The organism is Acetilactobacillus jinshanensis (assembly GCF_004359375.1).
In the GTDB taxonomy this organism is placed as follows: domain Bacteria; phylum Bacillota; class Bacilli; order Lactobacillales; family Lactobacillaceae; genus Acetilactobacillus; species Acetilactobacillus jinshanensis.
Genome location: NZ_CP034726.1, coordinates 322,509 through 344,173 on the forward strand (window position 1 = coordinate 322,509; position 21,665 = coordinate 344,173).

The 21,665-nt window shown below is 38.7% G+C and carries 19 protein-coding genes, 5 tRNA genes, 2 rRNA genes and 1 pseudogene; 24 read left to right on the forward strand and 3 right to left on the reverse strand.

Annotation, left to right across the window (positions count from 1 at the left end):
* The first annotated feature begins 224 nt into the window (after positions 1-224).
* From ELX58_RS01635 to ELX58_RS01665, 7 genes are all read left to right on the forward strand, one after another.
* Positions 225-3,149 (forward strand): 23S ribosomal RNA (locus ELX58_RS01635).
* Between the two features lie 69 nt (positions 3,150-3,218).
* Positions 3,219-3,335, forward strand: a 5S ribosomal RNA gene (gene rrf / locus ELX58_RS01640).
* Between the two features lie 6 nt (positions 3,336-3,341).
* A tRNA-Asn gene (locus tag ELX58_RS01645) sits at positions 3,342-3,414 on the forward strand.
* Positions 3,415-3,422: 8 nt separating this feature from the next.
* Positions 3,423-3,512, forward strand: a tRNA-Ser gene (locus tag ELX58_RS01650).
* Between the two features lie 9 nt (positions 3,513-3,521).
* Positions 3,522-3,594 (forward strand) — tRNA-Glu (locus ELX58_RS01655).
* A gap of 8 nt (positions 3,595-3,602) precedes the next feature.
* Positions 3,603-3,676, forward strand: a tRNA-Met gene (locus tag ELX58_RS01660).
* A gap of 24 nt (positions 3,677-3,700) precedes the next feature.
* Positions 3,701-3,775: transfer RNA gene (locus tag ELX58_RS01665), tRNA-Asp, on the forward strand.
* Between the two features lie 53 nt (positions 3,776-3,828).
* Here the strand turns inward: ELX58_RS01665 and ELX58_RS01670 are convergent.
* Positions 3,829-4,305: a hypothetical protein gene (locus ELX58_RS01670; protein WP_133441428.1), complete on the reverse strand. Its 477-nt coding sequence runs from the start codon at positions 4,303-4,305 to the stop codon at positions 3,829-3,831.
* Positions 4,306-4,374: 69 nt separating this feature from the next.
* Here ELX58_RS01670 and ELX58_RS01675 point away from each other — a divergent pair, with 69 nt between their 5' ends.
* The 3 genes and pseudogenes from ELX58_RS01675 to ELX58_RS01690 all read left to right on the forward strand — a co-directional run bounded on the left by ELX58_RS01675 (position 4,375) and on the right by ELX58_RS01690 (position 6,868).
* On the forward strand, positions 4,375-5,121 hold the full coding sequence (locus ELX58_RS01675; protein WP_133441429.1) for an MBL fold metallo-hydrolase: 747 nt from the start codon (positions 4,375-4,377) through the stop codon (positions 5,119-5,121).
* Between the two features lie 14 nt (positions 5,122-5,135).
* Positions 5,136-5,726, forward strand: a pseudogene (locus ELX58_RS08005) (adaptor protein MecA).
* A gap of 44 nt (positions 5,727-5,770) precedes the next feature.
* Complete coding sequence (locus ELX58_RS01690) at positions 5,771-6,868, forward strand: competence protein CoiA (RefSeq protein ID WP_133441431.1); 1,098 nt, start codon at positions 5,771-5,773, stop codon at positions 6,866-6,868.
* Here ELX58_RS01690 and ELX58_RS01695 read toward each other — a convergent pair.
* Entirely contained in the window at positions 6,865-7,467 is a 603-nt protein-coding gene (locus ELX58_RS01695; RefSeq protein ID WP_133441432.1) for a DsbA family protein, read from the reverse strand. The genes ELX58_RS01690 and ELX58_RS01695 overlap by 4 nt on opposite strands.
* A gap of 177 nt (positions 7,468-7,644) precedes the next feature.
* On the opposite strand from ELX58_RS01695, the gene ELX58_RS01700 reads away from it, so the two are divergent.
* The 4 genes from ELX58_RS01700 to ELX58_RS01715 all read left to right on the forward strand — a co-directional run bounded on the left by ELX58_RS01700 (position 7,645) and on the right by ELX58_RS01715 (position 10,486).
* Positions 7,645-8,250 (forward strand): GTP pyrophosphokinase, encoded by a 606-nt coding sequence (locus ELX58_RS01700; protein ID WP_133441433.1) that lies wholly within the window; start codon positions 7,645-7,647, stop codon positions 8,248-8,250.
* Between the two features lie 14 nt (positions 8,251-8,264).
* Complete coding sequence (locus ELX58_RS01705) at positions 8,265-9,071, forward strand: NAD kinase (RefSeq protein WP_133441434.1); 807 nt, start codon at positions 8,265-8,267, stop codon at positions 9,069-9,071.
* 83 nt (positions 9,072-9,154) lie between these two features.
* The gene (locus ELX58_RS01710) at positions 9,155-9,958 is read left to right on the forward strand and encodes an RluA family pseudouridine synthase (protein ID WP_162614588.1); all 804 of its coding nucleotides are present in this window, start codon (positions 9,155-9,157) and stop codon (positions 9,956-9,958) included.
* Positions 9,959-9,970: 12 nt separating this feature from the next.
* Positions 9,971-10,486: a tRNA (cytidine(34)-2'-O)-methyltransferase gene (locus ELX58_RS01715; RefSeq protein WP_133441436.1), complete on the forward strand. Its 516-nt coding sequence runs from the start codon at positions 9,971-9,973 to the stop codon at positions 10,484-10,486.
* Between the two features lie 15 nt (positions 10,487-10,501).
* On the opposite strand, the gene ELX58_RS08110 is transcribed toward ELX58_RS01715, so the two are convergent.
* On the reverse strand, positions 10,502-10,594 hold the full coding sequence (locus ELX58_RS08110; protein WP_418620990.1) for a hypothetical protein: 93 nt from the start codon (positions 10,592-10,594) through the stop codon (positions 10,502-10,504).
* A 132-nt stretch (positions 10,595-10,726) separates the two neighbouring features.
* Here ELX58_RS08110 and ELX58_RS01725 point away from each other — a divergent pair, with 132 nt between their 5' ends.
* The 10 genes from ELX58_RS01725 (at position 10,727) to ftsZ (ending at position 21,651) form a co-directional block, all read left to right on the forward strand.
* Positions 10,727-11,083, forward strand: a complete 357-nt coding sequence (locus ELX58_RS01725) for a DUF3397 family protein (RefSeq protein WP_162614589.1) — start codon at positions 10,727-10,729, stop codon at positions 11,081-11,083.
* A gap of 120 nt (positions 11,084-11,203) precedes the next feature.
* Entirely contained in the window at positions 11,204-12,145 is a 942-nt protein-coding gene (gene rsmH / locus ELX58_RS01730; RefSeq protein WP_133441438.1) for a 16S rRNA (cytosine(1402)-N(4))-methyltransferase RsmH, read from the forward strand.
* Between the two features lie 20 nt (positions 12,146-12,165).
* The gene (locus tag ELX58_RS01735; RefSeq protein ID WP_133441439.1) at positions 12,166-12,573 is read left to right on the forward strand and encodes a hypothetical protein; all 408 of its coding nucleotides are present in this window, start codon (positions 12,166-12,168) and stop codon (positions 12,571-12,573) included.
* The gene (locus tag ELX58_RS01740; protein WP_133441440.1) at positions 12,573-14,549 is read left to right on the forward strand and encodes a penicillin-binding transpeptidase domain-containing protein; all 1,977 of its coding nucleotides are present in this window, start codon (positions 12,573-12,575) and stop codon (positions 14,547-14,549) included. Before ELX58_RS01735 ends, ELX58_RS01740 begins: the two co-directional genes overlap by 1 nt.
* A gap of 26 nt (positions 14,550-14,575) precedes the next feature.
* Positions 14,576-15,532 carry a phospho-N-acetylmuramoyl-pentapeptide-transferase gene (gene mraY / locus ELX58_RS01745; protein ID WP_133441441.1) on the forward strand — a complete coding sequence of 319 codons (957 nt, stop codon included), beginning with the start codon at positions 14,576-14,578 and terminating at the stop codon, positions 15,530-15,532.
* Between the two features lie 23 nt (positions 15,533-15,555).
* Entirely contained in the window at positions 15,556-16,938 is a 1,383-nt protein-coding gene (gene murD / locus ELX58_RS01750) for a UDP-N-acetylmuramoyl-L-alanine--D-glutamate ligase (protein ID WP_133441442.1), read from the forward strand.
* 3 nt (positions 16,939-16,941) lie between these two features.
* The gene (murG, locus tag ELX58_RS01755; protein WP_133441443.1) at positions 16,942-18,054 is read left to right on the forward strand and encodes an undecaprenyldiphospho-muramoylpentapeptide beta-N-acetylglucosaminyltransferase; all 1,113 of its coding nucleotides are present in this window, start codon (positions 16,942-16,944) and stop codon (positions 18,052-18,054) included.
* A 21-nt stretch (positions 18,055-18,075) separates the two neighbouring features.
* Positions 18,076-18,891 (forward strand): cell division protein FtsQ/DivIB, encoded by an 816-nt coding sequence (locus ELX58_RS01760; RefSeq protein WP_162614590.1) that lies wholly within the window; start codon positions 18,076-18,078, stop codon positions 18,889-18,891.
* Positions 18,892-19,017: 126 nt separating this feature from the next.
* Entirely contained in the window at positions 19,018-20,364 is a 1,347-nt protein-coding gene (gene ftsA, locus ELX58_RS01765; protein ID WP_133441445.1) for a cell division protein FtsA, read from the forward strand.
* Positions 20,365-20,391: 27 nt separating this feature from the next.
* Positions 20,392-21,651: a cell division protein FtsZ gene (gene ftsZ / locus ELX58_RS01770; protein WP_133441446.1), complete on the forward strand. Its 1,260-nt coding sequence runs from the start codon at positions 20,392-20,394 to the stop codon at positions 21,649-21,651.
* Positions 21,652-21,665: the final 14 nt, after the last annotated feature.

Sequence of the window (21,665 nt, forward strand, 5' to 3'; positions counted from 1 at the left end):
TTTACATTCAATCGGAAACTTGTACAGATATCGAAATCTTGTTTAGTTTTGAGAGACCTATGGTCTCTTACTTGGTTCTTTGAAAACTGGATAATATTTATATTTCCTATTGAAATTATTATTTATTTTAAATTTTAATTTCAACCGAGAACACCGCGTTATTTTTGAATTCTAAAATTATTCAAAATGACCAAAACCGTTGTCACGCAAGTGACAAACATTTAGGTTAAGTTATTATGAGCGTATGGTGGATGCCTTGGCACTAGGAGCCGAAGAAGGACGGAACAAACACCGATATGCCTCGGGGAGCTGTAAGTAAGCTTTGATCCGGGGATTTCCGAATGGGGAAACCCAATCACCTCAGTCGGTGATTACTCGCCAGTGAATTGATTAGCTGGCGAGGGGAAGACGCTGTGAACTGAAACATCTAAGTAGCAGCAGGAACAGAAAGAAATTTCGATTCCCTAAGTAGCGGCGAGCGAACGGGGAAGAGCCCAAACCATGGAGCTTGCTTCATGGGGTTGTAGGACTGAACATTTGAGTTACCAAAAGCATTAATAGTCAAAAGATTTGGAAAGATCTGCCAGAGAGGGCGAACGCCCCGTAGGCGAAATTGATGCTTCTCAGTTCAGGATCCTGAGTACGACGGAACACGTGGAACTCCGTCGGAAGCCGGGAGAACCATCTCCCAAGGCTAAATACCACCTAGTGACCGATAGTGAACCAGTACCGTGAGGGAAAGGTGAAAAGCACCCCGGAAGGGGAGTGAAACAGTTCTTGAAACCATATGCTTACAAGCAGTTAGAGCCCGTTAACGGGTGATAGCGTGCCTCTTGCAGAATGAACCGGCGAGTTACAGTTGCATGCGAGGTTAAGGCGAAAAGCCGGAGCCGCAGCGAAAGCGAGTCTCAATCAGGCGTTGAGTATGTTGCCGTAGACCCGAAACCAAGTGAGCTATCCATGTCCAGGATGAAAGTTCGGTAATACGGACCGGAGGTCCGAACCAGTGTAAGTTGAAAATTGCTTGGACGAGATGTGGATAGCGGTGAAATTCCAAACAAACTTGGAGATAGCTGGTTCTCTCCGAAATAACCTTAGGGCTAGCCTCGGATGAAGAATCATGGAGGTAGAGCGACTGTTAGAATGAAGGACTCGTCTTGAGCTACTGATTTCTGATAAACTCCAAATGCCATTGATTTAAATATCCGGGAGTCAGACTGTGAGTAATAAGATCCATGGTCGAAAGGGAAACAGCCCAGACCACCGATTAAGGTCCCTAAATATGTGCTGAGTGGAAAAGGAAGTGAAATTGCATAGACAGCTAGGATGTTGGCTCAGAAGCAGCCATCATTTAAAGAGTGCGTAATAGCTCACTAGCCGAGTGGTTTTGCGCCGAAAATTTACCGGGGCTAAGCACATTACCGAAATCGTGGACACGCACCGTCAGGTGCGCGTGATAGGAGAGCGTTCTAAGGGCACTGAAGCAGGACCGTGAGGACCTGTGGAGCGCTTAGAAGTGAGAATGCCGGTATGAGTAACGAGAAACTAGTGAGAATCTAGTTCACCGGATGACTAAGGTTTCCTGGGGAAGGTTCGTCCGCCCAGGGTTAGTCGGGACCTAAGCCGAGGCCGAAAGGCATAGGCGATGGATAACAGGTTGAGATTCCTGTACCGGTTAATTGCGTTTTAAGCGAAGGAAAGACACAGAAGGCTAAGTAATGCATGCCGCTGGTTGTGCATGTTCAAGCTGCGAGCCAGGGAATGAGTCAAATGCTTGTTCCCGTTCACGTGAGCAGTGACGAGGACTGAAGTTTAGTAAGGAAGTTACTGACGTCACGCTGTCAAGAAAAGTTTCTAGCTAGTGATTAACCGCCCGTACCGCAAACCGACACAGGTAGTCAGGATGAGAATTCTAAAGTGAGCGAGTGAACCTTCGTTAAGGAATTCGGCAAAATTGCCCCGTAACTTCGGAAGAAGGGGCGCTGCACGTCAGTGCAGCCGCAGTGACAAAGCTCAGGCGACTGTTTACTAAAAACACAGGTTTATGCGAAATCGTAAGATGAAGTATATGGGCTGACGCCTGCCCGGTGCTGGAAGGTTAAATGGATGAGTCAGCTTCGGCGAAGCTCTGAAATGAAGCCCCAGTAAACGGCGGCCGTAACTATAACGGTCCTAAGGTAGCGAAATTCCTTGTCGGGTAAATTCCGACCCGCACGAAAGGCGTAACGATCTGAGCACTGTCTCAACGAAGGACTCGGTGAAATTGAAGTACCTGTGAAGAAGCAGGTTTCCCGCGACAGGACGGAAAGACCCCGTGGAGCTTTACTGTAGCTTGACATTGGGTGTTCATATGACTTGTACAGAATAGGTAGGAGCCGTGGAAACCGGAACGCTAGTTTCGGTGGAGGCGTCTTTGGGATACTACCCCTGTTGTACGAACACTCTAACCCATGCCACTGATCGTGGCAGGAGACAGTGTCAGGTTGGCAGTTTGACTGGGGCGGTCGCCTCCTAAAGAGTAGCGGAGGCGCTCAAAGGTTCCCTCAGAATGGTTGGAAATCATTCATCGAGTGTAAAGGCACAAGGGAGCTTGACTGTGAGACCAACGGGTCGAGCAGGGACGAAAGTCGGACTTAGTGATCCGGTGGTTCCGAATGGAAGGGCCATCGCTCAACGGATAAAAGCTACCCCGGGGATAACAGGCTTATCTTCCCCAAGAGTTCATATCGACGGGAAGGTTTGGCACCTCGATGTCGGCTCATCGCATCCTGGAGCTGTAGTTGGTTCCAAGGGTTGGGCTGTTCGCCCATCAAAGCGGTACGCGAGCTGGGTTTAGAACGTCGTGAGACAGTTCGGTCCCTATCCGTCGCGGGCGTAGGAAATCTGAGAGGAGCCGTCTTTAGTACGAGAGGACCGAGATGGACATACCGCTGGTGTATCAGTTGTCCCGCCAGGGGCACTGCTGAGTAGCTATGTATGGATGAGAGAAACGCTGAAAGCATCTAAGTGTGAAACCCACCTCAAGATGAGATTTCCCATTCCCTTCGGGGAAGTAAGACCACTCATAGATGATGAGTTCGATAGGCTGGACGTGGAAGCGCCGCGAGGCGTGAAGCCGACCAGTACTAATCGGTCGAGGACTTAACCCAAAAAGGTATCCTCGGAGAAGTATGAATATTAGCCAGTTTTGAGAGAACGAAGTTCTCTTGAAAATATAGTGTGGTGGCGATAGCCGGAAGGATACACCTGTTCCCATGCCGAACACAGAAGTTAAGCTTCCGCGCGCCGAAAGTAGTTGAGGGATCGCCCTCTGCGAGGATAGGCCGTTGCCACGCGATTATTCCGGCATAGCTCAGTTGGCAGAGCGTCTGACTGTTAATCAGAGTGTCGGCGGTTCGAGCCCGCCTGCCGGAGTTATTTATGGAGAGTTGGCCGAGTGGTTTATGACGCACCATTGGAAATGATGTAAACGGGCAGTACCTGTTTCGGGGGTCCGAATCCCCCACTCTCCATTAACCCATGACCCGTTAGTCAAGTGGTTTAAGACACTGCCCTTTCACGGCAGTAACACAGGTCCGAATCCTGTACGGGTCATCAATTATCGCGGGGTGGAGCAGTTTGGTAGCTCGTTGGGCTCATAACCCAAAGGTCGTTGGTTCAAATCCAGCCCCCGCAATTAATATATAAATTAGAGATTTATGGTTCGTTGGTCTACTTGGTTTAGGACGCTTGCCTGTCACGCAAGAGATCACCGGTTCGAGTCCGGTACGAACCGCTAAATAAATTGAGAAAAAAGATCACTTAAAAATATTAAGTGATCTTTTTGTTTTACCTAATTCGTTCTAAATTATTATGAAAGCAATCATTATTAGGGTCTTCCAAAAACTTCTGGACAAATGAGTGAATTACCCAAGATAGATATTTTGTATTAGCGGTCCAACTGGTTCCGATAATCATTTTAGAAGAATTATCAATATTTTGGAGTTCAAATAAACTCGTCATATCATTAGGCATCGAATGTAACAACTGATATTTAACGTAGGCAAACAAAAGTTTTTTTTGTTTTGGACTCAAAGTTAAAAAGATTAAATTAATAAAAGGTGCTTCTCTAATTAATTTTGATGATTGAATAATCCGATAAGAAATTGGTAATTTAAAAATCGATTTATTCGTGAACCAGTCAATTAGTTGAAAGTTATTTTCGGTTAGTGATTTATACATTGCTAAATGGTGTTCTGGATATTTAGCCATGATTTTAGTTAAAATAGACTTAGATCCGGAAGTTAATGAAATTAATTGTGACATAACAAAGTCCTTTTTAGATATAATCGTTATCATTACTAATTTTAAAATTAAACAGACGAGGTGTTAACTATGAAGTTACGTGTGATTGGCTGTTATGGCGGATATCCTGCAAAGGGTGTTGGGACCAGTAGCTACTTGTTAACGGCCGGAGATTACCATTTACTCATTGATTGCGGCAGTGGTGATTTATTAAGCTTGGAAAAGTATTTTGATCCTTTAAAATTGAATGCTGTTGTTTTATCACATTATCATTGGGATCATATTGCTGATGTCGGTGTCCTACAGTATTACTGGCAGCTACACACAGAAGGTCGTCAAGAATCGGTTTTGCCAATTTACGGTAATAGTGCTGATCCTTTGAACTTAGGTAGCTTAACATGGCCTAATTCAACTAAAGGCGAAGGTTATAACGGTAACAGTAAACTGAATCTGGGACCGTTAACCATTACTTTTAAGCGAACCATTCATCCGGTTCCGGCATACGCAATGCGGATTGAAGATAATCATACCAAACATGTTTTGGTATATACTGCAGACAGTAATTATTTTGAAGGTTTGGCAAAGTTTGCTCAAAATGCTGACTTATTAGTTACTGACACTAATTATTATGCTAATAAAAATTCTGTTGAACCACGATGGCACATGACATCTTCAGAGTGTGGTAAATTAGCCAAACAATCAAACTGTAAAAAATTATTACTCAGTCATTTGCCACAGTATGGTGATTTAAAGCAGTTAATTACTGAAGCTCGTAAGACTGCGGGCTCTAAGCCAAGAATCGGTTTAGCTCACGTTGGAAAAGTCGTTGAGATATAAAGAGGTTACAGATTATGAAGAAGCGAATCATTGATGATCATACGATAAAAGTGTTTGTCACCCGTGATGATTTAAAACGAAACGGGATTACGGCACTGGATTTGCTTGGTGACCATAATCAAATTGAAAGGTTCTTCTATAAAATCTTGGACCAAGTAGACACACAACATTTATTTACTGATCATGAACCGTTAACGTTCCGTGTCATTCCTGATAAGTTAGGCTTAAATATCATTATTAGTTGACATGAAAAGACAATTGTAATCAAGAATAATCAGGTCAAATCGGCAGTCAAATCCAATCAACCCACATTAAATTGTTACGTAATTGACTTAAAGACTTTTGAAGATTTTATTCAGGTTGCACATCTATTAAAAACGAAGCAGGGTAACTCCAATTTATACCAATATCAAGGTCATTATTATCTTGAATTAACGTTTAATGATCGATTAACTAAATTCGAACAGGATAAAGTCAAGGATCAATTATCACTTGCTTATGAATATGGTCATAAATCATCAATTCAACCGTCAACATTAAAGAATCATGGAAAATTAATTATGAAAAATAACGCTTTAGCGCAGGGTCGTTATTATTTTCATTAAAATCTAATCAAATTTCGTAAATACTATTGGGTGATCAAGTATTTATGAAATTTGCAATGTATAACCATAAAATTATAAGTACACAGTTAGCTAAGGGACATTTAAGATATAAGTGTCCTTTTTGTGGTAAACGGATGGTTTATCATAACTCAACCAATCATCACAGCGCTTATTTTTCACATGTGTTAACAGATAACAGCTTTAATAATCCTGGAGAAACGTCAGAACATTTAGCAGGAAAACAACAATTGTATCAGTTCTTTAAGACTAAAGATAATTCAGTTGTGATTGAAAAATATTTGCCTAAGATCAACCAATGGCCAGATTTGATGGTGAATAACACCGTGATTGAATTTCAATGTAGCCCGATTAGCGTCCAGAAGTTACGACAAATAATTGCTGGATATACATCGTTAGGTATTAAATCATGGTGGATATTAGGCAGTCCATATCAAAAAAGGCGTTTAAGGCCTAAATATATCGCTAAATTCTTAAATTATTCAAGTCGCTTAGGTTTCTTTATGCTATATTGGAAAATTTCTCAAAAATGTTTAGAGATCCATTATCAACAATGTGAATGCGGTAGCCGAATATTTTATCGAACCAGACGGATCTTTACGTATGCCGAATTAATAAATTTTATCAATTATACTCGAATTAAATCCCGGGCCATTACTTATTCGAGATGGCTAGGTTTAGTTTCTCATGAAATTCACGTTAATCAGCAACGATTATTTCATGGTGATTTACAGATAATGCGAATTCAACAAATGTTGGGCACAAGGCATAATACGATTATGGGATGCCCCATAATTTGTCATTTACCGGTGTACACATACCCGATTTTTAAGAAGCGGTATTTGCTTTGGCGGATCTTAATCTTATTATTAATGAACAAATATTCTGATCTTCAAAAAATTTATCAAGTAGCGAACAGTAAACTTGTTTTACCGCTTTCTTTTTGCCAGATAAATAATTATCAAAGCTTGTATAAAAGGGCGTTTGATAAATACGTTGCTTTGTTAATTCAGCATCATTATTTAGAAGTTAGTCCCGACCATAAAAAAATAACGAGGTTTAAACAACCTCGTTGGTTCAATAGTTATTATGATAAGATCCAATATTTAAAACGGCATCGTTAATTAATGCTAACGTGCGGGACCGGAATTCCATGGTTATCGCGGATTGATTTACGGTTAATCCGTTCAGGCTGGGAATGACAAACTCGGTATAGATCATCGTAATTAACGTTGTTAAACAAGATTCCGTAGTTGAACATGGCCCAGTTAAAAATAACTGCCGAAGAGGGCTTAGTAATTTTCATTTCATGAACCAATTGCTGATCGGCTTCAAATGATTTCTTGGCTAATTGTGATCGACGGTCTTCTTTAAACATGTCTAGGTCTAATTTAGAATTTTCAGCGGTTGCTAACACCAATCGATTATTGTACCGATCTTTATCATTCAAGAGTTCCTCCTGAAGTGTGATAAAAAAATTCTGACCACGTTTTTTGCCATGAAACAAAGCAGCTTTATAATCCATAACGATTTGATAATAAAGTTGCTGGTGAATTCTCGCCATTTTCGGCACCCTAGTATTGTTTAGAATCTTAATGTTTAGCATTGGAATAAACTGATACAAAAAATGTGTATTTAAATTTTTAGCCAATCTTTTAATTATTTTTTCAGATTTAATACATTGTTTACATAATGGATCGACAAATAAATATGCTTCCAGCATTATTTTATTTCCCCCGATTAATACCTATAAATAACCGACAGTATATTTACGTTCAGTGTTAGAATACCAAATTTATTTTTAGATACAAATTGATTTGCTTAGTTTTAAAAATTCTATATTAATTTGGGGATGTGGTAAACTAAAGAAAGTATTATAGTTGTTAATAGGAGCGATATCATGGTTCGTAATTGGAAAGAATATTTGTTGCCATATCATCAAACCGTTGATGAATTACTAGTTAAACTTAATAGTCTCAAACAACAGTTTGCGATTTGTGATCAGCATAATCCAATTCAAACCGTTACGGGCCGTGTAAAAAGTGTTCCTAGCATTAAGGAAAAGATGCGTCGTCGATATATTTCACCAGATCGACTTTCACAAGATATGGAAGATATTGCCGGTGTAAGAATCATCTGTCCGTTGATTGATGACGTATATTTTTTAGTGGACTTACTCAGACAGCGGACTGATATGAAAGTTGTTGAAGAGCGGGATTACATTAAGCACCAAAAGGCCAGCGGATATCGTTCGTATCACATGGTCTTTAACTATACCGTTCAGACGATTCATGGCCCGCGTTCACTTTTATTTGAAATCCAATTAAGAACCATGGCAATGGATTTCTGGTCAACAGTTGACCATGCCTTGCATTATAAACATGAAGGTAAATTTCCTGTTGAACTGGAAAAGAAGTTACAGGATACCGCTAGGGTGTCCTTTGATCTTGATGAAAGCATGTCTAAAATCAAACACGCGTTAATGCGAATTAAAAATAAAAAGTAAAAGGAGGGCCATTTATGAGAATTGCCATTTTTAGTAACAATGGCAAGTCGTCAAACGTTGTGGCGACTAAATTAAAACAGGGTATCCTTAAAGCCAGAAATTTACAATTAGATGGCCTGAATCCTGAATTAGTGATTTCAATTGGCGGTGATGGGACGCTATTATCAGCATTTCATCATTATAACGATTCAATTGATGAGATTCGCTTTATTGGTATTCATACGGGTCACTTAGGCTTTTACACTGATTGGCGCGATAATGAGGTCGATCATTTAGTTCATAGCTTACAACGGGATAATGGCCAAAGTGTCAGCTATCCATTATTGTCATTAAAGATCAATTATTCTGATGGCGGTGGTTCGGATAAGTTATTGGCTTTAAATGAGTCCGTTTTAAAGCGAGTTAGTAGCACCATGGTAACTGATATCTACATTAATCATCAATTTATTGAAAAATTCCGTGGTGATGGATTATGCACCTCAACACCAACGGGGTCGACTGCATACAATAAATCAATTGGTGGTGCGATTTTGGACCCGTCGTTGAACGCTATTCAGGTATCTGAAATGGCGTCCATTAATAATCGGGTCTTCAGGACCCTTGGTTCACCGATGATAATTTCTCCTGAGCAGACCGTCACCATCATTCCTAAAGATCATTATCATAACGTTTTAACTTGTGATCAGATGATGGTTCATGATCGACCGATTCGCTCCATCGAATATCAAATCTCTAACCATCGAATTTATTTTGCTCGTTATCGGCACATTCATTTTTGGGAACGAGTCAGCAATTCATTCATTGGACTTGATAATAATTGACTAGTTTTACGTGGCGATATAAATTCATTGGACCTAAAAAGCTAGGGAATTTTTTATATGGTAAATTAGTTAGCCATACTTTATTGAAAAAAGTAAAATTTCATGGTGGTCGAATCTTAGTAAATAATCATGCTCGGCGGACTAACTATAATTTGCAGCCCAATGATCTAGTTACGATGATTTTACCGCCAGAACCATCTAATCCGAACGTGGTGCCGTCTGACAAGCCGATTAAGATTATTTATGAAAGCCATAATTTTCTTGTCGTTCACAAGCCGGGCGGGATTGCTTCAATTCCAAATAGCCGATATAAGCAGGATACTTTGACGAACCGAGTCAAAGGCTATTTTATTCGCAAAAAGTATTCCAACTTGCGGATTCACATTGTTAATCGGTTGGATCGTAACACGAGCGGGATGGTGATCTTTGCTAAGAATCACTTTGCGCATTCGGTGCTGGATTATCAACTAAAAAATAATCAAATTATAAAGAAATACATAACCGTTATAAAAGGTAGATTAAATCCTAAAACCGGTTTAATTATTTTACCGATCGGTCAAGATTCTAATTCGTTAGTTAAGCAGCGAGTATCCGTTAATGGCAAGTATTCTAAAACGGGCTTTAGAGTCATTGATGAAACTAATCATTATACATTAGTCTCCGTTCGTTTGTATACGGGTCGGACCCATCAGATTAGGGTTCACTTTAGCACCATTGGTCATCCAATTATTGGTGATTGGTTGTATGGCAAACCGATCCCATCAAAACGACTAGCATTGCATTGCTATTATCTAAGTTTCTATGATGTATTTCGTCAAAAACGGCTAAAGTTATTTGATCCAGTTCCGTTTTGGATTCAGCATTTTTATGATATTGAACATAAATAAAGGAAGTATAAAATGAAAAATCACATTGTATTATTTGAACCGTTGATGCCTAGTAATGCGGGAAATATTGCTCGAACCTGTGCTGGTACCGATACCGTTCTAGATTTAATCAAACCATTAGGTTTTTCTGTTGACAGTCGACGGCTAAAGCGGGCTGGCTTAGATTATTGGAACAGCGTTGATATTCATTATCATGATAACTTACCAGAATTCATGAAAAGTATGAAGCCCGGCTCTCGTTTATTTTTAGTATCTAAATTTGCGACCCATATTTATACGGACCATGATTATAGTAAACCGATTAAAGGTGACTACTACTTCATGTTTGGTAAGGAAACGACTGGTTTACCAGAACCGTTTATGCGAAAAAATCCTGAGAAAGCAATTCGCATTCCCCAGGATGATTCACATATTAGATGCTTAAATTTATCTAACTCATGTGCAATTGTCATTTATGAAGCTGTACGGCAACAAAACTTCTTGAATTTAGAACGAGTTCATAAGTACCCGCATGATAAATTAAAATAATTATTTAATCCAAGTTTAAAAGTTGAAATATTGTTGAAGTAATTGAACTACTGGTGGCAAGATCATACCTAATAGAGTGAAAATAATCATTGCCCAAACAGCGGTCATAGTAATAATTTGAAACTTACTTCGCTTTTTCTTCAAAATATACACCGTCCTTGTATATTTAAGTTCTCGTTGATAGTTTACATTTCACGACTTATTATTGCAAATTTAATTCACGAAAGTGGTTGATAACTGGTGATAAAATTATTTTTTTTACAGATCGTAGCTTTATTCGCCATCTGCATAATTTTAGATTGGTTACGATTAATTATTAATAAATTTCATCAAAAGGAATTTAAGTTACGGTTAATTGATTCCATGCCGATATTGGCTTTGATTTTTATTCACCAGTTAACAATTAATCCGAAGGGCTTTTCGTGGGATCCGGTCTTAATAATTGGCTGGATGTTCATCGGAATTTTAGTTTTGATCCATAAAGCATTCACAAAACATCAATTAAGCCACAAGAATTTTTACCGAACGTTATGGCGAATCGGCGATTTATATTTCTTGGTTGCATGGATATTTGCCGGAATTGTGAGTACATTATAATTTTTAAAACGGCGCACTTTGATCGATAAAGTTCGCTGTTTTTATTTTTCTTATGGTGGTACACTTATTATCGTAGAGCTGTTTATCTTATCTGAATTTTGAGAAGGAGAAATTTATTTAATGACTTTCAAACACGTTCCAGTATTATTACATGAAGCGGTCAAAAGTTTAAATATCAAGCCTAATGGAACGTACGTTGATTGTACATTAGGCGGTGGTGGTCACACGTCAAAGATTTTAAGCCATTTGTCAAACGGTCATTTATATGCTTTTGATCAAGATTGGGAAGCCATTAAATATAATCAAATTAAGTTAAATAGTGAAATTAAAGCAAATAAAATTACCCTGATTCATGATAATTTTAGGAATATTAAGTCAGCACTTAGTAAATATTCTGTTGATCATGTTGATGGAATCCTTTATGACCTAGGCGTTTCATCACCTCAGTTTGACGATGCTAAACGGGGGTTTAGTTATCGTAAGGACTCTAAACTTGATATGAGAATGGATCAGGATAATAAATTAACGGCGTGGACGATCGTTAATCGTTGGAGCGTTCATGAATTAATTAGGATCTTCTTTAGATACGGTGATGAAAAGTTTGCTAAATCAATCGCTCGTCGGATTAAGATCCATCGAGCTGATGGCCCCATTAATACAACTCAGGAATTAGTTTCAATTATTAAAGAAGGAATTCCTGCAGCAGCTCGTCGTCATGGCGGTAATCCGGCTAAAAAGGTTTTTCAAGCTTTACGAATTGCGGTTAACGATGAATTAGGGGCCTTAGAAGGTTCTTTAGAATCGGCATTTAAATTATTGGCAATGCACGGCCGAATCAGTGTGATTACGTTTGAACCGTTGGAGGACAAACTAGTTAAAAACATGTTTAAAGAACGGTCAACCGTTCAAGATGTTCCCCGTGGTTTACCAGTCATTCCTGAATCATTAATGCCGCATTTTAAATTGATTAACCGAAAACCTATTCGACCAAGTAAAGCTGAATTAATTAGAAATCACCGTTCACACAGTGCAAGATTAAGAACCATTGAACGAATTAAATAATTTTAGGGGAAGAATTATACATGCTACAAGGTAATGTGGCTCCGAAATATAAACAAGTTCCTAAATATCGCCATAATAAACAGGCTAGTCATACTAATCTAAATCTCAAATTAATAAGAAGTAATAAACGACGCCATTTAAAGGGTGAACACGCTCGGCTACTCCTTAATAATCTTGAAAAATATGCGTTAGTAATTGGAGTAATCGTAGCCCTTGGGTTAATGGTGGTTTTAGTTAGTACCAAATTAACGAATGACGTTTATCAATATCAAATCGTTAACGTTGATGCTAAAGTTTCTAAGTTTCATAATTTGAATAATAATTCTCGACAATTGGTGAGCGATTTACAAAGTAATGATCGATTACAAAAAATTGCTCATCACAATCGCCTTAGTTTTTCAAGTCATGACGTTAGGAATGTTAAATAATGAACAATGGTCGCAAAACAACAATAGCTAAGAACAAGAAGTTTCTTCACCGAAATCAAAAGGTTGTCGGTGAGATTCTTTTCTTTTTGTTTATTTTTGTATTTTTAATCGTCGCGTTAAGAAGTTCATACATATCGATTTTTAAGAGTGCGCATAACGTTAATTTAGTTCAGCAAACTCGTAATCTCTACACTCAGAGTAACGTTATCAAACCTAGACGAGGTGCAATTTATGATGCTAACGGACAACCATTAGCTGAAAACATTAGCACTTATTCAGTTTATTTGGTCCTGAATCATAAACAAAAGAGCATCAAAGGTCGTCCCCTATACGTTACTAATAAACATAAGGTAGCACGAGTCCTTTCGCATTATTTACCAATTAAGGATCATGAGATTTTAAAGGCTTTATCCCCAAAGCAAAGTGCTTTTCAGGTCTCATTAGGTAATTATGGTCAAAATATTTCTGAACAAACCAAAAATAAAATTCAACGATATCATTTAAACGGTGTCCATTTTACCCAGCAGCCAGCACGTCTTTATCCAAACGGTACTTTTGCATCGCATTTAATTGGTCTAGCTGCACCGGTTAACACTAAAACCGGTACGCATTTAGCTGGCGAAATGGGCATTGAAAAGGCCTTTAATAAATTGTTAGCCGGTCGCACTGGTTATCGTGAAGTTCAGCAAAATGATCTTGATGGTCATAATAAACATAATCGATCGGTTAAAAACGGTGATGATGTATATACAACATTAGATTATCGTTTACAGACATTGCTAGAAGGTCGAATGTCAGCAATTTATAATAACGTTCATCCTTCCGAAATGGGTGCCGTATTAATGAATGCTAGAAATGGTGATATTTTAGCTGCGACCCAGCGGCCTTCGTTTAACGCCACCACCAAAAAGGGTGTTAACAGCATCTGGCGCAACGTTTTAACCCAAGATCTGTATGAACCAGGCTCCACGATGAAGCCATTTACGATGTCAGCATCGATTAACAGCCACCATTATAACGGTAACGATACATTTGAATCTGGTAAATATTTCATTGACGGAAAAGAAATTCCTGACTGGGATCCAAATGGCTGGGGTCGAATTAGTTTTAATAAGGGCTTTGCATTGTCTAGTAACGTTGCAATGGCTCATTTAGAACGCAACATGGGTAGTCAAACCTGGAAGAAGTATATTGAACGTTTTAAACTTTTGAAGCCCATTAATATTGGCTTGGGTGACAGCGTAGACGGTCAGATGCCGTTTAAATACCCAATTGATCAAGCTAATACGGCTTTTGGTCAAGGGATTGAATTAACAGCGATGCAGATGATGAGAGGCTTCTCAGCAATCGCTAATAATGGGAAGATGCTTCGTCCACACTTGATTTCCAAGGTTGTTAATCCACAGACGCATAAGGTTGTTCGCCAGTATAATTCAAAAGTAATTGGTCGTCCAATCACAGCTAACACGGCTAGTCAGGTTCGTCATCATATGGAAGACGTTGTGTATAAGCCATATGGAATTGGTCATGATTACCAAATTCATGGTTATCCAATCGCTGCGAAAACCGGAACTGCCCAGATAAGTAATGGCAAGGGCTATTCACAAGGCTTTGATAATTATCTGTATTCAGTAGTTGGGATGGCTCCTGCTAACAATCCAAAATACGTATTATATATAACCATGAAGCAGCCAAAATTAAATGGCCATACTGCGGATCAGGATATATCTTCGATTTTTAAACCCGTTATGATTAGAGCTTTAAATGATGACAATCATTTTGTTCGAAACGATGAAAATATAATGCCTAACGTAAAAGGTGATAAGATTAAACATGCCAAGAAAATTTTGAACCGGTTAGGCTTAACGGTCTTAATTCATGGTAATAAATCCACTGGGACCGTTAAAGAACAGTCAATTACCGGTGGTAGACACGTTATTAAGGGCAGTCGAGTCGTATTAGTTGATAACAAATGAATATAAAATTTTGAGGATGATGTTATATGATGAGTTGGATAGTCCCAATCATGATTAGTTTTGTAATTACAGTTGTATTTATGCCCAGTTTAATTCGTTATTTTAGGGGCAAGCATGAAGGTCAAACCATTTTAATGGATGGCCCTAAATGGCAGAAGGGTAAGAACGGTACCCCAACGATGGGTGGCTTCTTATTTATTATTGCGATCGTGATTGCTTCCATTATTTATGGATTAATTACCCATAATTTATCAAGTTCGCTGTGGATTCTGATGTTTATCTTCGTTCTCTATGGCTTATTAGGAATGTGTGATGACAGCATCAAAATTTTCCACAAACGAAATATGGGACTAAAAGCTTGGCAGAAATTTTCCGGTCAGGTAATTGGTGCCATTATTTTTACGTGGGTTTACAGCCTTAAATTCCCGATGGCCTTAAGGATTCCTGGCTACGGTGATCTTCATTTAGGCTTTTGGTACGTTATCTTCATTATTTTCTGGTTAACGGGCTTTTCAAATGCCGTCAATCTAGCTGATGGTATCGATGGCTTAGTAAGTGGCTTAGCTACAATTGCTTTTGCAGCTTATGGTGTCGTAGCCATGTATCAAGGTCGAATCGATATTCTTATCTTTTGTGCAGCCGTAGTCGGTGGCTTATTAGGCTTCTTAATCTTCAACCATAAACCAGCTAAGATCTTTATGGGTGATATGGGATCCCTTGCTTTAGGTGGAGCTTTAGCCGCCGTTTCGATTCTATTACATCATGAATTATCATTACTATGGATTGGATTAGTATTCGTAATTGAAACCGCAAGTGTCATTTTGCAAGTTGCTTCTTATAAGACGACTGGTAAACGAATCTTTCCAATGACTCCAATTCACCATTCATTCGAAATGATGGGCTGGAACGAATGGCAGATCGACTTCGCCTTCTGGGGAGTTGCTTTATTTGTTGCAATTACTGGTGTTTGGGCTATTATTTAGCTTGAATTTGAGGAGACATTACTATGCGAAAAGTTACTAGTTATAAAAACAAAAAGATATTAATTTTAGGTACTGGTATGAGTGGTATTAATGCCGCTAAGTTACTGATGAAATTGGGTGCAGATGTGACTTTAAGTGACAATCAGCCGGTATCTAAGATTCCAAAAGCAAAGCATTTAGCTGACACTACACCCGCTAAATTGATTGCTGGTAAACAGACCCCTGATATTTTAGATAATCATTATGATTTAATGGTTAAGAACCCAGGAATTTCATATGATAATCCCGTTGTCCAGAGGGCCCTCGCAATTAATTTACCAATGATCGTCGAAGTGGAAATTGCTAGTGAAATTAATCCTGGTGAATTGATCAACGTCACCGGCAGTAATGGTAAGACCACTACCACGATGTTAATCACCAGAATGCTCAATCAGCATCGCCCTGAAGGTAAAACTTATGATGCCGGTAATATTGGAATTTCCGCATCACAGGTTGCTCAGAAAATGTCTCCTAAAGACACCATGGTGATGGAAATTTCTAGTTTTATGCTTTTAGGCATTACGACTTTGCATCCACATATCGCTGTAATCACTAATATTAAGTCCAATCATTTAGATTATCATAAGACTCGTGCCAATTACGTTCGTGCCAAAATGAGAATCACTAAGAATCAGACTTCTGATGATTACCTAATCTTGAATTTCAATTCTCCTGAAATGCGTGAATTGAGTAAATCAAGTAAAGCCCAAATCGTTCCGTTCTGTACCGATGGATATACTAAAGCCGGCGCCTACGAACAGGATGGCAAGCTTTACTTCAGAGGCCATTATGTAATGGACGCTAAGGACATTAAGATTCATGGTCAATATAACGTTGAAAATGCATTAGCTGCGATTGCTGTCGCAAAGTTAAATCATCGTTCTGATCAGGATATTCATCACGTTCTAGCAACCTTTAGCGGTGCTAGTAACCGTAACCAGTATGTTTTGACCTATGACGGTCGCATCTTCTTTAACGATTCTAAGTCAACCGATATTGATTCGACAGAAGCGGCTTTAGAAAGTTTCCATCATCCAATCATTTTACTTTGTGGTGGCCTTGATCGTGGTTACAAATTTGATCGACTAGTTCCTGATTTAAAGAAGTACGTCAAAGGTTTAGTGGCATTTGGTCAGACTAAACAGTTAATGAAAGACGCTGCTGAAAAAGCTGGGATTTCACAGATTAAAGTCGTTGATAACATCGACCAAGCCGTTCCAGCAGCTTATAAGATGAGTTCTAAGGGTAGCATCATTCTCTTGTCACCAGCTAACGCTAGTTGGGATCAATACCCTAATTTTGAAGTTCGTGGCGCTCGTTATGTTAAAGATATTGAAAAATTAACTGGTAAAAAGAGGCAAAAATAAATTATGCGTTTAATGGTTTCCGGTGGCGGTACTGGTGGTCATATTTATCCAGCACTAGCTTTAATTGAAGATTTAATGGAAAAAGAACCCGATTCTAAGGTATTATACGTGGGATCAACTAGAGGTCTTGAAAAGAACATCGTGCCTAAGAAAGGGATCCCATTTAAAGAATTAAAGATCCAAGGATTTAAGAGGTCATTTTCCTTAAGTAGCATCTGCGATAATTTTAAGACTCTTTACTTATTCTTAAAAAGTGTCCATGAATCTAAGAAATTAATTAAGCAGTTTAAGCCTGACATTGTGATTGGAACAGGTGGCTATGTTTCTGGTGCCGTTGTCTATGCTGCTGCTCGAGAACATATCCCAACCATGATTCATGAACAAAATAGTTTAGTGGGCTTAACCAATAAATTCTTAAGTCATTTTGTTGATAAGATTGCGATTGCATTTCATATGGCGGCTTCACAATTTCCTAAGGATAAGATTGTCTTTACAGGTAATCCAAGAGCTCAGCAAGCTGCACACATCAAGAGTAATTTTAGTTGGTCAGAATACGGCTTGGATCCAAATACGCCAACGGTATTAATCTTTGGTGGTAGCCAAGGTGCTTTAAAGATTAACTCGGCAACGATGAAGGCCATTCCTGAATTCAATCAAAAACCGTACCAGGTTGTTTTCGTAACGGGACAAAAACGTTATGATTACGTTAAAAAACAGCTAGCTAACGTTAAAGTTGGTAAAAATGTAATCGTAAAGCCTTATATCTACAACATGCCACAGGTATTACCAAAGGTTTCATTAATTGTTGGCCGAGCCGGTGCCACTAGTCTAGCTGAAATCACAGCATTGGGGATTCCTTCAATTTTAATCCCAAGTCCATACGTTACTGCTGATCATCAAACTAAGAACGCAATGAGTTTGGTAAAACGTGGCGCTGCTGAAATCTTAACCGAAAAAGATTTAACCGGGAAACGATTAGTTAATATGATTGATGACTTAATTGATAATCGTTCAAAGTTACAAAAGATGGGCATGAATTCCAAAAAATTAGGGATGCCAGATGCTTCTGATCGATTATTAAAGGTTATGAATTCATTAATTAAAAATAATAAATAAATTTGAATGAAGGGCATTACTATGAAGTTTGATTTTAATAATCGTGAAAACGTAAATAATTTTCGTGTTAATCATCAAATTTCACAGGATAATGACTTTCATAATCAATATAAATTTAGCAAGTCTCGTGAAGAGGCTCGTTATAAGCGATTAAAACGATTATTAGCTAATTTTGCTCTAATTTTGGCGGAGCTTTTAGTAATTATTTTAATTGCTTTTTATTTTGTGTCACCACTGAACCGGATTTCATCGGTATCTGTGAGAGGTAACCGAACGATCTTAGCAAGCAGCATGATAAGGAATATGAATGCCAAACCCGGCGATTCGGTATTTAGATTAATGGCACATACTAGTCGTTTTAAAAAATATGCTTTTGAACAAAATGCCCAATTAAAATCAATTCACGTTCGGATTCATAAATGGAACCACGTTAACGTTAAAATGTCTGAATATCCGGTAATAGCTTATCTTTCACGTCATAATCATTACTATGCCGTAACGAATAACGGCCGGACGGCTTATCAGTGTACTAAAGTAAATCAGGCTTATCCAATCTTAGTTAATTTTAAAGCTAGTCAGAAATTACGGTCCTTTGTAAAAACGTATCGGCAATTACCTAATAGTGTAAAACCGGATATTGATAAAATCGTTTATTCACCCACTAATATCGATCCCGATCGCATCCATGTTTATATGAGTGATGGAAATCAAATTTACGCTAACTATAAAAATTGGCAGCGCAAGATGAAATACTATTCGGCAATTTCAAAATCGATGAAGAAACGCGGTACTATAAATATGGAATTAGGTGTTTATTCAAAGGCGTTTCGCCATTAATTTTAATTAAATCATGTTTCTAAGAATAAGTGTTTATGTTAAAATTATAGTTAACGTACGGATAATATTATCGTTTTTTAATGAATAATTATTTAGATAAAAATACGGGAGGTTCCCTTAGTTGTTATGGACAATTCAAGAATATATGTAGGTCTTGATATTGGTTCAACCTCAATCAAAGTTATCGTTGCCGAAAAGGCGAAGGGCCAAATTAACGTATTAGGCGTTGGCAACGTTGCTTCTATGGGGGCTCAGCGTGGCATTATCGTTAATATCGATAAAGCTGCTAAAGCGATTCGACGTGCTATATCGCAAGCTGAAGAAAAAGCCAGTGTCCAGATTCACCGAGTAATCGTTGGTATTCCATCTGACTTATTAAAAATTAGACCGTGTAGTGGAATGATTGAAATTTCTGACCAGTCTAGAGAAATTAATGACGAAGATGTCCGTAAAGTTACATCTTCAGCTATGATCAAGAATCTTCCACCGGAACGTGAAATTATTGATGCAATCCCAGATGAATTTATCGTTGATGGCTTTGACGGGATTCAAGATCCTAGAGGGATGGTCGGCGTTAAATTAGAGATGCATGGCCACATCATCACTGGACCCAAGACCATTATTCATAACACCAGAAAAGCTGTTCATCAAGCCGGTTTAAAGATTAAGGCCCTTGAAGTTAATCCGTTAGCTGAAGGTCAGATCTTACTTGACGATGGTGAACAGGAATTTGGAACCGTCTTAATTGATATCGGTGGCGGACAGACTACCGCCGCAGTTATTCATCATCATCAGTTAAAGTATATGACTGTTGATCATGAAGGTGGCCAATACATAACTAAAGATATTTCTGAAGTTTTGAATACGTCTTTAGAAAATGCTGAAAAATTAAAACGTGATTATGGATACGCTGACTCGCTGGATATTTCAAAGAATAATGAATTTCCGGTTAAAGTTGTTGGTCAGAGTAAACCGGTTAATGTGTCTGAAAAGCTATTATCAGAAATCATTCAAGCTCGTTTAGAACAGATCTTTGGTCGAATTAAAAAGGGCTTAGATCAAGTATCCGCTTTAGATTTACCAGGTGGCATTATTTTAACGGGTGGAGTAGCAGCTCTACCTGGCATTTCCGGATTAGCCGCTGATTATTTTGATTCAAACGTAAAAATTTACGTTCCGAACCAAATGGGGTTACGGCATCCGTCATTTGCATTGCCACTCTCATTAGTTGCTTATCAGGCTCAATTAAGTCAAATTGAAAAATTAGTTCGCTCGGCTACGTTAGTTAACGTTGGACCATCTAATGACAATGCATCTAACGCAAATAACGATCACAAAGTGGCTAACGTGAATTCTAATGATCATGAAAAACAGCCGAATAAAGTTGGCGCACATAAATCAGAAAATAAAAAGCGTCGTCACCGAATCAACGGTGAAGGTATTAAGAGATTCTTTAGCGATTTCTTTGATTAACATTATTTTGAACGGGGGAAAAACAATATGAAATTTTCGTTAGACTCTAACCGAAGTCAAAACGCAAAAATTAAAGTCATCGGTGTCGGCGGTGGCGGTGGTAATGCCGTTAACCGTATGATCGCTGATAAAGTCAGTGGTGTTGAATTTATCGTTGCTAATACGGATGTTCAGGCATTAGAAGCATCACAGGCTGAAACTAAAATTCAATTAGGGCCTAAATTAACTCGAGGTTTAGGTGCTGGATCCGATCCAGCAGTTGGTAGTAAGGCTGCTGAAGAAAGTGAAGAAGCCATCGGTGAAGCCCTTCAAGGTGCTGACATGGTATTCGTTACTGCTGGTATGGGCGGTGGTACCGGTAACGGTGCTGCTCCGATCATTGCCAAAATTGCCAAAGACCAGGGTGCATTAACCGTTGGTGTTGTTACCCGGCCATTTAGTTTTGAAGGCCCGCGTCGTGCTAAATATGCTGCTGAAGGTGTCGCTGCATTAAAGCAGAACGTTGACACTTTAATTGTCATTGCTAATAATCGTTTATTAGAAATGGTTGATAAAAAGACGCCAATGATGGAAGCCTTTAAAGAAGCCGACAATGTCTTACGTCAAGGTGTTCAGGGCATTTCTGACTTAATCACTAACCCTGGTTACGTTAACTTAGACTTTGCTGATGTTACGACCGTTATGCAAAATCAAGGTTCAGCTCTGATGGGTATTGGTACCGCTACTGGCGAAAACCGAATTGCGGAAGCCACTAAGAAAGCGATTTCCTCACCATTATTAGAAGTTTCAATCAGTGGCGCTAAGCAGGTTCTATTGAACATTACCGGTGGTCCTGATTTATCACTATTTGAAGCTCAGGATGCATCTAATATCGTTGCCCAAGCTACCAGTAATGATGTCAACATCATCTTTGGTACATCAATTGATAAGAACTTAGGTGATGGTGTTCGAGTTACCGTAATCGCTACAGGAATTGAAAAGAACCGAGCCGGCCACAATACCAACGCTAATTCTTCAAAGGATCATGTTGCTAAGGCTCATAAGCATTCTGATACTTTAGGCCACCAGGATCACGTCGCTAAGCCACGTCATAATCGTCGTAATTCATCATTATTAAAGAATTGGAACGTAAATGACTCTAATCATGGCCGTAATCTTCATTCAACTCCAGATAAGAATAAGTTTAATCCCTTTAACTTCAACCAAGTTCATAAGTCTAATGAATCAAAGCATGATTCATCAAGTGATAACTTACCGCCGTTCTTTAAGTTCCGTCGTAAGCATTAATTGAGGGCTTAATA